Genomic DNA, 11,444 nt, shown 5'->3' on the forward strand with positions numbered 1-11,444 from the left:
ATAATGCCGATGACGACGATGACAATGACGGTACACCGGATTCGGAGGATGATTTCCCGTTGGACGAGAACGAGGATACAGATACCGATGGAGACGGAACCGGTGATAATGCCGATGATGACGATGACAACGATGGTACACCGGATTCTGAGGACGATTTCCCGTTGGACGAGAACGAGGATACAGATACCGATGGAGACGGAACCGGTGATAATGCCGATGACGACGATGACAACGACGGTACGCCGGATACGGAGGACGATTTCCCATTGGACGAGAACGAGGATACAGATACGGACGGTGACGGAACGGGTGACAATGCCGACGATGATATTGACGGGGACGGAATTCCAAATGATGAGGATCTATATCCCTACGGCGAATCAGAAGATAGGGACAACGATGGTGTGCCTGATGTAGATGATGCTTTCCCAGATGACCCAAATGAGAGCGTGGACAGCGATGGCGATGGCCAGGGAGATAATTCGGATACGGATGATGATAACGATGGTGTATTGGACAATGAGGATGCCTTTCCATGGGATTCTGAGGAACATATGGACACTGATGGTGATGGAATAGGCGATAACTCCGATAGCGATGATGACAATGATGGTATTTCTGATGCACAGGATGTATTTCCAAAAGACCCATCCGAATCTAGGGATACTGATGGTGATGGTATTGGCGATAATACCGATGCAGATGACGATAATGACGGGGTAGAAGACATGGAAGATGCATTTCCTAGCAACAATGAACCCACTTTGGTACCTGCCCAAGCATTTACGCCCAATGGTGACGGTAACAACGATGCCTGGGTGATTCCTGGAATAGACAACTACCCCAATAACGTGGTGAAAGTCTTCAACAGATGGGGGCATGAGGTATTTGCCGTACAATCCTATAAAAATGATTGGGAAGGCTTTTACAAGGAAAACAGTGAGAAATTACCATCAGGTTCCTACTTATATGTCATCGACCTTGGCGATGGTTCAAAACCTATCCAAGGATGGTTGTTCATTAATTATTAACCAATTAAAAAAATAAAAATGATACGAATTATAAATTCAATTATTGTCCTGTTCGTGCTGCTTACTTCAGTTAGGGCTTGGAGTCAACAGGATCCAAACTATACCTTCTACCGATATAACATGAACATTTACAACCCTGCTTTTGCGGGCAGTTCCGAAGGGGTGGAGTTTGTCCTTGGGCTCAGAAGTCAGTGGGCGGGCATAGAAGGTGCCCCGGAAAGTCAAAGTGCCATTTTTGGCATGCCTGTGGGCAATAAGGTCGGCCTGGGCGTTAGCATCCTAAATGACAAAACCTTTATTGAGACCCAAACATGGATGGCGGTGGACTTTTCCTACCACATCGATCTTGATGAAGATAACCAACTATATTTTGGACTTAAGGCAAGCGCGAACTCGTACGATGCCAATACACAAGGTCTTTTGACCTACGGGGTTGGCCAGGACGGTTCCCTAATGAACTTTGAGAGCCGTTTTACACCGAACGTAGGTGCTGGTATATACCTAAAGAACGAAAAGTATTTCATATCGCTGTCCGCGCCAAAAATTCTAACACCAGACAGGCTTCAGGAAGCCAATGGAAATGCATTTCTTGGCGCCGACAGGATGCACGCTTATCTTGGAGGTGGTTACGATTTCCTTTTGGGTGGAACTACCAAATTGCAGGCCTTGGGTATGATTAGATATGTAGATGCATCCCCGCTTTCCTATGAACTTACAGGTCTTTTGGACCTTGCGGAGAGATTTACCCTTGGTGCCGGATATCGGTATAATGAAAGCATAAGCGGACTTTTTCTCTTTAAGGTTTCGAACGGGTTCCAATTGGGCTATGCCTATGAGAATGCCTGGCAGAGACCAATCGATGGTCTTGACCAGGGAACACATGAGGTCTTCATGAGATTCTTATTATAGGTAGTTTGGTGTTTTTCTAAAAAGCCCTTGATTTTTGGTCAAGGGCTTTTTTTATTGTAATATAAATTCCTTTTCCGTCAGCCCAATGCCGTCATCGATCAGATGGCCTAACTTCGGATTTTCCAATTTAATCGAATTCAAATGGGCCTTTATATCACTGGCAAAATCCAAATCCTGGTTTCCTACTGCCAGTTCATATAATTCCACAGAAAGCAGCCAATCCAAAGGATATTTCTCAGTAAGTACCTTAAAAACTTTATTCCTTGAAATGGTCGTGTTTTTACCGTTTCTATAATCCCTAATTTGTTGGTAGAGATTTTCCAATTCCTCATCCTTGGAACCTTTCGCTTTTGGATTGGAACTGCTTAGTTCATGGTCTAATAGATCAAAGCTTTTTAAATCGGCAGGGCCATGATAGGCGGAAACTATCCGTTCCCCAATGGCCATATTATACAGTTCGTCTTTGGACTCAAAGAGAATCTTATCGTTATGGGTGACCTTACAATGTTCAAAGGTGATGAGGATGATTTGTCCCTGTAGGTTTCTGGTACCCGTTACAATTTTTCCGCTGATATTGATGCCGCCTTCAAAGTCTAAGGAGACTTCGTTTCCTTCATAAATATTATAGGCTTTTAAATCCCGGGGACTCATGTCTTCAATGGCAATATTGATTCCCTTGAGTCTCCCTATTGGTGATCCAAATCCCGTGGCATGTTGATTGATATCCTGTCCTACCAATTCCTTTTCCCGAAACGCCAGTGCCGATTTTCCATTGGTCTGAAAGTAAATGGGCTCCCCATTATGTGCAATAACGCTTTCAAAATTGCCGGATATCTGCAATCCTGTGCTTAATTCTATCGTACCCAAATCTTTAGAACCAATAAGTTTCTGCAGTCCGCTCAGGCCACCGGTTCGCAAGGCCATCGTGTTGGCAAAATCTTCCAGTACTTGGCTTAAAAATGCGAAATCGGGTGTCACATAAAGTTGTGGTTGGGGTTGGGTAATGTCAAAGGGGGTATGTGCCGCTTCGATGGAGTAAGGTACTTTCTTGACCTTGTCCGTCATACACCAGGCACTCTCCCCAATACTCGATAGGAGTCCGGCCCCATAGATTTTCGGATTTTCTAGAGTACCTATTAAGCCATATTCCACGGTCCACCAATGTAGATTTCTGATCAAAGCCATTTCGCTGGGTTCACCCATATTTTGTTGTAGTTTTTCCACCAAATTTTCGGCTTTTTCAATTTCCTCCCGTTTCGTTCCTTTGGCTTCCTTGATGATGGACAAGCGTCTAACTGCTTGGTACAGTGCAAAATCTTTTGCGTTGGATATGGCCTTGCTGCCAATTTCGCCAAACCTTCTTAAGTAAGCGGCATACTCTGGGTTGGCGATAATGGGCGCATGCCCGGCTCCCTCATGGATGATATCAGGTGCGGGCGTGTACTCAATATTTTCAAGCTGTCTGATGTCCGAAGCGATTACCAGAACATTATACGCCTGAAATTCCATGAAGGCGGCAGGGGGAATAAATCCGTCTACAGCCACCGCGGCCCACCCCAAATCCTTCAGAATTCGGTTCATTCCGTACATGTTGGGTATGCTATCTATGGAAATTCCGGTTTTTTTCAATCCCTGTGTATAGGAATCATGGGCTACTTTATTGAGATAGTCCACATTCTTTCGCATTACATAACGCCAGACAGCTTGATTGATAGCCGTGTAGTGTTCATAGTTTTGTGGCTTTATGTACTGCTTTAAATGTTTGGGTAGTTTGTCCAGTATGGGATTGCTTTCGTAGCTCATTACTATAAACTTTAGGTAATTGTTTTGTTAATTTGGGTGTCTTATAAATTTAAGAATATTAGTCTATATTTCTGTAAAAATTTATATATAAGGAAATAATTCCTTCAAATTGTATATTTGATAGGAATTAGTTATATAATGTAAGTCTATATAGGGCATTAAAAGGAAAAAATAATATGGAAAATTTGGATGAGGTTGACAGAAAGATTTTAAGAATATTGGAAAGGGATGCCAAAACTGTGGCCAAATCGATTGCGGACCAATTAGGAATGACCAAGACACCGGTGTATGAGCGCATCAAACGGTTGGAATCGGACGGATTCATTAAGAATTACAAAGCGGTACTGGATACGTCTAAAATTGAACCCAGCATTACGGTTTTCAGTTTTGTATCGCTGGATGCCCAGAAGGGTAGTTTAATGGATGATTTTCTGGATAATATTGGGCTTTTCAATGAGGTTACGGAATGCTATGTTGTTGGGGGTGAGTTCGATTTTCTTCTAAAAGTTACCGTGAAGAACTTGGATGCCTATTATGATTTTGCAAAAACGCGGATTGCTACTTTGCCTAATATTGGTGCGGTAAAAAGTGCCTTTGTATTGAATGTGGCAAAGAACAGTCGGCATTTTCCCCTTTTATAAAAAAAGCCCTTTCAAATATTTTTATTTGAAAGGGCCTGGATTTAAGAAATGAAATAATTCCTATCTAACGGCCACCGAATTAGGTGGATATTGTTCCAAAATCTGTGAAACAAACTCTTTGATCCGCTGTTCTTTCTTTTCGATGTTTTTGGTATTCGACAATGTTCCTTCGCCTTTGCCCTGCCATACCAACTCTTTATTTTGGGTATCGATTAAATCTATGTACAGGGAACCTTGTGTACGGGTACTAACACTAGGACCTCCCCAGCCCCATCCCCAACCGGGACCCCAAGCCCATGCTGGTCCCCAGCCCCAGGCGCCGCCCCAACCCCAACCAAAGTTGTTGTTGTAGACATCAACGCGTTCCTCTTCCTTGGTGAAGATACTTATGAGTAAATCGGGATTTTCAGATTTTACGAAGCCTCGTGAGGCCATTTCATCCTCAATGGCATATAGAATTCTTTTTTTGTCCAAGTCCGATATTTGGGCCTTATCTATCCCGGTCTTATAGAAAGCATAGGATTTATATTGGTTGAAATTGGCTTCCTGGTTATAGTCCGAAAGTACCCTAACCGAAGAGCATGAGGTCAATACCACCAGCGCCAAGGCTATCAGCGATAATATTTTAAAGTTTTTCATAGCTGTCAATTTATATATTTAAGGAATTATTCATCAACTTTAAAGTCTCAAAAATCATGCCGAAGAGCCTGTTATTGACTGTTCGTTTTTGGATCATATCCGTAGGGACAGTGCCTGCAACCACTTTCGCAGCAATAGCCCCTCTTTAAATGGTACTGGCGGGTAAAGACCCTGTAGCCCTCGTCCGTCCAATAATAATCACCATCTTCGATCGGAATAATTTTTTTCATTCAATGGGTAAAAATTAGCTTATCAATGTTTGATTAGCAATAAAACTACATATCATAAAATTAGAATATTTCTGTTGATAACCGGAGTCGTTAGTATTTATATGTCCTAGTTTAACGGCGATTTAGCATAATTCTATGGGATCGTATAGTTGTTGGCAACATAACTCTGTATACTTTTAATTTAAAATTTTAACGGGTATCTTTGAGTATGCAAGATTTGAATTGCCTATGATATTGGTTTTTAAGCATTTGTTCTATAGAAATTACGTGGGTCTCTCCCTTTGGCCATTTATTATCCTTAAAACACATACCCTTAAAAAGGACAAGGAGTTGATCAATCATGAGAAAATCCACTTGAGACAGCAACAGGAACTTTTAATTCTACCTTTTTACGTATTGTATGTTTTTGAGTGGGTGGTAAGGTCCCTTTTTTATTTGGACACCTATAAAGCGTATCAAAATCTTAGTTTTGAAAGGGAAGCTTATAGGAATGAGGAAACATCGGATTATTTGAAAAACCGAAGGCCCTATAGTTTTATGAAATACCTTTTTCATAATAAATAGCCACTTTGCACAGTGAAAACCAATATCTGGAACTTCCGCTTCTTAAAGAAAAGAAAGTTCGTATTGCCCTAAAGCGGGAGGATTTGCTTCACCCTATGGTTTCCGGTAACAAGTATAGAAAATTAAAGTACAATTTAATGGAAGCCCAACAATCAGGATACCGCAATGTATTGACCTTTGGCGGGGCCTTCTCCAACCATATTGCCGCCACAGCCGCCGCTTGTAAAATGGGTAAACTGGGTTCCATTGGGATTATTAGGGGTAACGAACTAGCGGATAGTTGGCGCGAAAATCCCACTTTAAAAATGGCTCATGAAAACGGCATGCGTTTCAGGTTTGTAGATAGGGAAACCTATAGAAAAAGGAAGGAATTGGATTTTTTGGCTTCCCTACGTGAAGAATTTGGGGAATTCTACCTAGTTCCGGAAGGCGGCACCAATGCTTTGGCCTTAAAGGGCTGTGAGGAAATTCTTGAGGAGGACGATAAAGTATTCGATATAATCTGTGTTTGTGTGGGGACTGGAGGCACCATTGCAGGATTAATCAAGGCCTCAAACAATAATCAACAGGTTTTGGGGTTCCCTGTTTTAAAGGGGGATTTTTTGGAAAACGACATAAAGGAACTTACCGAAAAAAGAAATTGGAGTCTAGATTTGAACTACCATTTTGGAGGTTATGGTAAGATTAATGAAGAACTTGTTGCATTTATAAATCAATTTAAGCGGCAGACCACTATCCCCTTAGATCCTGTTTACACTGGAAAAATGATGTATGGGTTGTTAGATAGTGTTAAGAATGATAATTTTGCACCCGGAACACAAATACTGGCCATACATACTGGAGGAATTCAGGGCATACACGGCATGAATAGGGTATTGCTAAAGAAAAAATTACCTTTGTTGGATATATGAAATTGGCCATAAAATTAGATGTTTCTCACCGAGATGTCCCGATAGCTATCGGGATGGCGAATTGCATCTGACCGTTTAAAAGAAATGATTTTGAACAGATGAAAAAGAAAATTTTAGTGCTTTTGTTGTTGGCCATTGGTGTCGTTGGATGTAAATCCAAAAAAGCATATTCCGATAGACTTCGCACCGAAAATGTAAGGGCCGAGAGCAGAAAATCCAATGAGGAGGCCACATCTTCCATATCGAAAGGAGATACCTCCATGCCCGAAGATTCTGGGAAATTTATAAAGTTCAGGATAGAGACTATCGACGAATACATTGATACGTTTTCGGAAATTGCACAGCTTGAAATGAAGGCTTATGGTATCCCCGCCAGTATTACCTTGGCCCAAGGACTATTGGAAAGCGGTTATGGTAAGGGGGAATTGGCGCTTAAGACCAATAACCACTTCGGGATTAAATGTCATACGGGATGGGAGGGAGATTATGATTTTCACGATGATGATGCAAAAGGAGAGTGTTTTAGAAAGTATAACCACCCCATGTATTCTTTTAGGGACCATAGTATTTTTTTAACGACTCGAAGTCGGTATGCCTTTCTTTTTGATTACAAACCCACAGATTATAAAACGTGGGCACATGGACTTAGAAAGGCAGGATATGCTACGGATAAAAGGTACCCCCAGAAATTGATTTATTTGATAGAGAAACACCAACTCTATACCTATGATGGTGGTGTACTTGATAAAGGCTATATTGACGATAGGGTTGTTGTAACCGATTCCGATGCCGTACACATTGTTAAAAAAGGGGACACTCTTTATTCCCTTTCCAGAAGGTATTACGTATCCGTGGACGAATTGATGCGGATGAACAATCTAAGGGACGCTGGACTTTCCATTGGTCAAAAGCTATTGGTAAAATCCACTTCGGTAAACAAATAACAGATGATTTATAAAAGAAGCAGTGCACTCTTTGCGGAGGCAAAACAATATATTCCAGGCGGCGTAAACTCCCCGGTTAGGGCCTTTAAGGCGGTAGGGGGCGAGCCTATTTTTGTAAAGGAAGCCAAAGGTGCCTATTTGTACGATGAGGACGGAAATAGATTGATAGATTATATCGCATCCTGGGGACCATTGATTTTGGGACATGCCTATGAGCCGGTTTTGAACGCGATTATCGACAAGGCCAAGAAGGGAACGTCCTTTGGAATGCCTACCGAAATTGAGACCGACTTGGCCAAGTTGGCCGTTTCCATGGTACCCAATATCGATAAAATCCGATTTGTAAACAGTGGAACCGAGGCATGTATGAGTGCCGTACGCTTGGCAAGGGGATATACTGGAAAGGATAAAATCATAAAATTCGCTGGATGCTACCATGGGCATTCTGATTCCTTTTTAATTCAAGCTGGTAGTGGGGCGGTAACCTTTGGTAGTCCAAATAGTCCCGGGGTAACCCAAGGAACTGCGAAGGATACCTTATTGGCCCTTTATAATGACTTGGAAAGTGTTGCACAACTCATAAAAGCAAATAAAGGAGAAATTGCTGCGGTAATCATAGAGCCGGTTGCCGGAAACATGGGCTGTATTATCCCTACCGATGGATTTATCCATGGCCTTAAAGCACTTTGTGATGAAAACGATATCCTTTTGATTTTCGATGAGGTCATGACCGGATTCCGATTAGGAAGGGGAGGGGCGCAGGAGGCCTTGGGCATAAAAGCGGATATTTTATGTTTCGGAAAGGTTATTGGTGGCGGACTTCCCGTTGGCGCCTTTGCCGCTAATAATGAGATTATGGGATATTTGGCACCCGATGGACCGGTATATCAGGCCGGAACTTTAAGTGGTAATCCATTAGCAATGAGTGCCGGGTTGGCCATGTTGACTGAACTCAATAATAACCCGGAAGTGTTTATCAGCCTTCAGGAAAAAACGGCCCATTTGCACATTGGCCTTTCCAAAGCTCTTGATAAAAAAGGAATTCCGTATCAAATCAACCGGTTTGGAAGTATGATTTCAGTTCACTTTACGGATGAACCTGTTATGGACTTTGCTACTTCGGCAAAAGGGAATAATGATACATTTAAGAAGTATTTCCACGGTATGTTAGACCAAGGAATCTATTTACCTCCATCCGCTTTTGAAAGCTATTTCCTGAATGACGCTTTGTCCTATGAAGATTTGGACGCAACTATCGAGGCGGTGGACAATTTGGACCTAAATTAGTATTATTCCTCAGGAAGGGCGTTAAATTCCTCTCGTTTATTCTTAAACCAGTTTTGCATAGCTTCGGGAGATTGCATCATGGACTTCATACTTTCCATGGCTTTCAGGTGTGGTTCATCTCCCTTTAGAAACATTTCGGTTCCATGTTTTTTGCTCAGTTCGGCTATTTCCTCAAAAGTTTCAGCTTGGAATTTTTGCTCACAAGCGCCTCCCAATTGTCTGCATGTCATGGTTTTCATAGCAATAGATTTACGTATTAAAAAAGGTCTAACTTCCTGCGGACGGTGTACCAAAAACACCCACGGCCAACTCTGCCCAAACCAAAAGAAAAAGTACGAGTAGGGCTATTATAAAAGCAACACGAAATTTTGGTGCTACTTTCCGGAGAATAAAATTGATTCCTAGTCCTACGGCGAATAAAAGAAGGCCAATTATTACAAAATCACTTAGACTCCAAGTAACTTCGTTGGTAAATTGCATACCAACAAAAGGTACTAAGAGTAAAGGCAATGGGGCTAGAATGGTAAGGAGTTGTTTTTTTTGGAAGCGTCATCTTAGATTACTTTATCACTAAAGTATAAATTTTTCCTTTTGGTCAGTTTGTGTTGAGCCCAAAACGTTTTAATAAACTTATTGAAAATCAATTATATACATCATATTTTTAGTCCAATTCCTTGGAAATAGTGTCCAAAATTGAATCCAAGTACTGCATCAGCGGTTGATAGTGGATATCCCCAGTGGCACGACTTGTAACTATAAACATTAGGAGTTTATTTTTAAATTCCCTGGAGGACAATAACCCTAGATTGGACTTTGGTTCGTCTCCTTGGGTCAAATCCATTTCAGCATAAATTCCGGCATCCTTAAAAACGGTCTCCAGACTATATTGGTTGGTCCTGAACATATCCAACAAATTTTCCCGCTGTAGCAATAAGTCTTTTTCTTGCCTTGAAATATCCTCAAGGGTAGCAAACCAATTGGTAAGCATAATTCTTAGGTCGGTATTCTTGATGTTTTTTAGATTTCCAGAGTTGATGATTTCGTTTAGCAAGGAATTGTTGGGATTAAAGGCAATATCCGAAACAAATGTTTGGAACAGGAGTTTGGATAATTCCTGTTCGGAAGGAAGTGAGTCCTTCAAATTTGTAAGGGCCAATAGTTTTTTAGCGCCTTCAATATTCTGTTCGTTAATGGTTAGGAGTTCCGTTAATTTGGACTTACTGGTCAAAAATTCCTCTTTTAAGCCTAGTAGATAGGTCTGTTCCGTTTTTTTCTCAATGTTTTTTTGGTTTTTGTTATTGATGGCCAGAGCTATAAGTATCCCGATGACCACAAGTACAATTTCCCCCAAGGCATAGGCCAGATATCGGCCTATTTTCTTTTCTGCCAGTAGTTTTTGTCTGGTTTTTCTAAAAATTTTTATCATAGGTAATTACTTCGGATTAATTTTATGGACCTTGACCAAGGCTAAGGATTCATTTTTTCCTTTTAAGGAAACTTCCCCAATTTCCGAAAAATCAAAGCCTTTACCCAAATCAAGACGTTTGGCCAATGCCTGGGAAAGTAATAAATCCGTATTATAGGTATTACAGGCACCTTGTATCCTTGCCGTTGTATTCAAAACATCCCCGGAAAAAACGATTTCCTTTTTTAAGGCCCCTATTTCTCCGGTGGTTACCTCGCCAAAATGCATCCCACCCTTAAAATGTGGTATATAGCCATAAGTTTTAAAAAAGGATTCGGCATTTTCCTCTAGAGCATGTTTCATTTCAAAAAAGGTATATAGACAGTTGTTTTTCTTGATTCCTGTTTGATATTCCCAGGTAATGACGATTTCATCGCCAATATACTGATACACATCCCCGCCAAATTTTATAATGGCGTCTTCCAGGCAATCATAATAGTCCCTTAAGAAGAAAAAGTACTTTTTTGTTCCCAATTTTTCTGCTATGGCAGTAGAGTCCTTCATATCCGTAAACAAAAATATGCGCTGCTCTTCCTTTGGGCTATGGTATTTACCTATTATGAAGTTTTGCAATACGCCATGCCCTAAGTTATCGCTTATCTCGGCATATATTAGTGAAATAAATAGGGAGGCCGATAGTTGGACCAAAGTACTTAAATGCACCGTGCTGGATAGGTAATCCATATAGCGTTGCCAAATCGTAACTGAAAATAAAGGCACACCAAGCTCTATGCTGGACGCAATGGGGTATAATACCATCATAATCAGCGAGAATAATATCATGTAAAAAAATAACTTGAACAAGACCTTTTTGTAGAAGGGTTTTCTAATAAATAACTCGAGTTTCCTATTATAGTACTGTTTTTTCAAACTGAAACGCCATCACGAACAGTATCAGTTTGATGATGAACCCGTCCGGGGTCACTGCGTTTATATGCCTCGGCATCAATGCGCAGATCTGGCTTATCGAGGTCTCTATCCTTTTTCTCATGTGTTCCTTGATGAAGGCCACCGCCG

13 protein-coding genes are annotated in these 11,444 nt (G+C 41.2%); 7 read left to right on the top strand and 6 right to left on the bottom strand.

The genetic code is table 11. The features are described 5' to 3' along the window. Together BFP75_RS03335 and BFP75_RS03340 are read left to right on the top strand one after the other, a co-directional pair. Positions 1-1,034: gliding motility-associated C-terminal domain-containing protein (locus BFP75_RS03335; protein ID WP_165776529.1), on the top strand; the 1,034-nt coding region annotated here is incomplete at its 5' end. An 18-nt stretch (positions 1,035-1,052) separates the two neighbouring features. After that, positions 1,053-1,943, top strand: a complete 891-nt coding sequence (locus BFP75_RS03340) for a type IX secretion system membrane protein PorP/SprF (RefSeq protein WP_099543251.1) — start codon at positions 1,053-1,055, stop codon at positions 1,941-1,943. 51 nt (positions 1,944-1,994) lie between these two features. Here BFP75_RS03340 and BFP75_RS03345 read toward each other — a convergent pair whose 3' ends face one another. Then, positions 1,995-3,746 carry an aromatic amino acid hydroxylase gene (locus BFP75_RS03345; protein ID WP_099543252.1) on the bottom strand — a complete coding sequence of 584 codons (1,752 nt, stop codon included), beginning with the start codon at positions 3,744-3,746 and terminating at the stop codon, positions 1,995-1,997. Positions 3,747-3,922: 176 nt separating this feature from the next. Between BFP75_RS03345 and BFP75_RS03350 the strand changes: the two genes are divergently transcribed. Next, positions 3,923-4,387, top strand: coding sequence for an Lrp/AsnC family transcriptional regulator (locus BFP75_RS03350; protein WP_099543253.1), 465 nt, complete (start codon positions 3,923-3,925; stop codon positions 4,385-4,387). A gap of 60 nt (positions 4,388-4,447) precedes the next feature. Here the strand turns inward: BFP75_RS03350 and BFP75_RS03355 are convergent, their stop codons facing one another. After that, complete coding sequence (locus tag BFP75_RS03355; protein WP_099543254.1) at positions 4,448-5,026, bottom strand: DUF4136 domain-containing protein; 579 nt, start codon at positions 5,024-5,026, stop codon at positions 4,448-4,450. A 71-nt stretch (positions 5,027-5,097) separates the two neighbouring features. After that, on the bottom strand, positions 5,098-5,256 hold the full coding sequence (locus BFP75_RS21700; protein WP_165776530.1) for a DUF5522 domain-containing protein: 159 nt from the start codon (positions 5,254-5,256) through the stop codon (positions 5,098-5,100). 228 nt (positions 5,257-5,484) lie between these two features. Here BFP75_RS21700 and BFP75_RS03360 point away from each other — a divergent pair, with 228 nt between their 5' ends. The 4 genes from BFP75_RS03360 (at position 5,485) to hemL (ending at position 8,962) form a co-directional block, all read left to right on the top strand. Further along, entirely contained in the window at positions 5,485-5,820 is a 336-nt protein-coding gene (locus BFP75_RS03360; RefSeq protein ID WP_099543255.1) for a hypothetical protein, read from the top strand. 5 nt (positions 5,821-5,825) lie between these two features. Beyond that, positions 5,826-6,731: a 1-aminocyclopropane-1-carboxylate deaminase/D-cysteine desulfhydrase gene (locus BFP75_RS03365; protein WP_099543256.1), complete on the top strand. Its 906-nt coding sequence runs from the start codon at positions 5,826-5,828 to the stop codon at positions 6,729-6,731. 98 nt (positions 6,732-6,829) lie between these two features. Then, positions 6,830-7,675 (top strand): glucosaminidase domain-containing protein, encoded by an 846-nt coding sequence (locus tag BFP75_RS03370; protein ID WP_099543257.1) that lies wholly within the window; start codon positions 6,830-6,832, stop codon positions 7,673-7,675. Between the two features lie 3 nt (positions 7,676-7,678). Then, positions 7,679-8,962 (top strand): glutamate-1-semialdehyde 2,1-aminomutase, encoded by a 1,284-nt coding sequence (gene hemL / locus BFP75_RS03375; protein WP_099543258.1) that lies wholly within the window; start codon positions 7,679-7,681, stop codon positions 8,960-8,962. A 2-nt stretch (positions 8,963-8,964) separates the two neighbouring features. Here the strand turns inward: hemL and BFP75_RS03380 are convergent, their stop codons facing one another. The 3 genes from BFP75_RS03380 to BFP75_RS03395 all read right to left on the bottom strand — a co-directional run bounded on the left by BFP75_RS03380 (position 8,965) and on the right by BFP75_RS03395 (position 11,189). Further along, positions 8,965-9,201 carry a DUF1059 domain-containing protein gene (locus BFP75_RS03380; RefSeq protein WP_099543259.1) on the bottom strand — a complete coding sequence of 79 codons (237 nt, stop codon included), beginning with the start codon at positions 9,199-9,201 and terminating at the stop codon, positions 8,965-8,967. Positions 9,202-9,623: 422 nt separating this feature from the next. After that, on the bottom strand, positions 9,624-10,388 hold the full coding sequence (locus BFP75_RS03390; RefSeq protein WP_099543261.1) for a DUF6090 family protein: 765 nt from the start codon (positions 10,386-10,388) through the stop codon (positions 9,624-9,626). A 6-nt stretch (positions 10,389-10,394) separates the two neighbouring features. Beyond that, complete coding sequence (locus tag BFP75_RS03395) at positions 10,395-11,189, bottom strand: adenylate/guanylate cyclase domain-containing protein (protein WP_165776531.1); 795 nt, start codon at positions 11,187-11,189, stop codon at positions 10,395-10,397. Positions 11,190-11,444: the final 255 nt, after the last annotated feature.

The sequence above is a fragment of the Maribacter sp. 4G9 genome, assembly GCF_002742265.1.
Taxonomy (GTDB): Bacteria; Bacteroidota; Bacteroidia; order Flavobacteriales; family Flavobacteriaceae; genus Maribacter.

Bases quoted from the DNA above. Each gene is read 5' to 3' on its own strand.
- BFP75_RS03340 (WP_099543251.1), top strand. From the start codon at position 1,053: ATGATACGAATTATAAATTCAATTATTGTCCTGTTCGTGCTGCTTACT.
- BFP75_RS03345 (WP_099543252.1), bottom strand. From the start codon at position 3,746: ATGAGCTACGAAAGCAATCCCATACTGGACAAACTACCCAAACATTTA.
- BFP75_RS03350 (WP_099543253.1), top strand. From the start codon at position 3,923: ATGGAAAATTTGGATGAGGTTGACAGAAAGATTTTAAGAATATTGGAA.
- BFP75_RS03355 (WP_099543254.1), bottom strand. From the start codon at position 5,026: ATGAAAAACTTTAAAATATTATCGCTGATAGCCTTGGCGCTGGTGGTA.
- BFP75_RS21700 (WP_165776530.1), bottom strand. From the start codon at position 5,256: ATGAAAAAAATTATTCCGATCGAAGATGGTGATTATTATTGGACGGAC.
- BFP75_RS03360 (WP_099543255.1), top strand. From the start codon at position 5,485: ATGATATTGGTTTTTAAGCATTTGTTCTATAGAAATTACGTGGGTCTC.
- BFP75_RS03370 (WP_099543257.1), top strand. From the start codon at position 6,830: ATGAAAAAGAAAATTTTAGTGCTTTTGTTGTTGGCCATTGGTGTCGTT.
- hemL (WP_099543258.1), top strand. From the start codon at position 7,679: ATGATTTATAAAAGAAGCAGTGCACTCTTTGCGGAGGCAAAACAATAT.
- BFP75_RS03380 (WP_099543259.1), bottom strand. From the start codon at position 9,201: ATGAAAACCATGACATGCAGACAATTGGGAGGCGCTTGTGAGCAAAAA.
- BFP75_RS03390 (WP_099543261.1), bottom strand. From the start codon at position 10,388: ATGATAAAAATTTTTAGAAAAACCAGACAAAAACTACTGGCAGAAAAG.
- BFP75_RS03395 (WP_165776531.1), bottom strand. From the start codon at position 11,189: ATGATGGTATTATACCCCATTGCGTCCAGCATAGAGCTTGGTGTGCCT.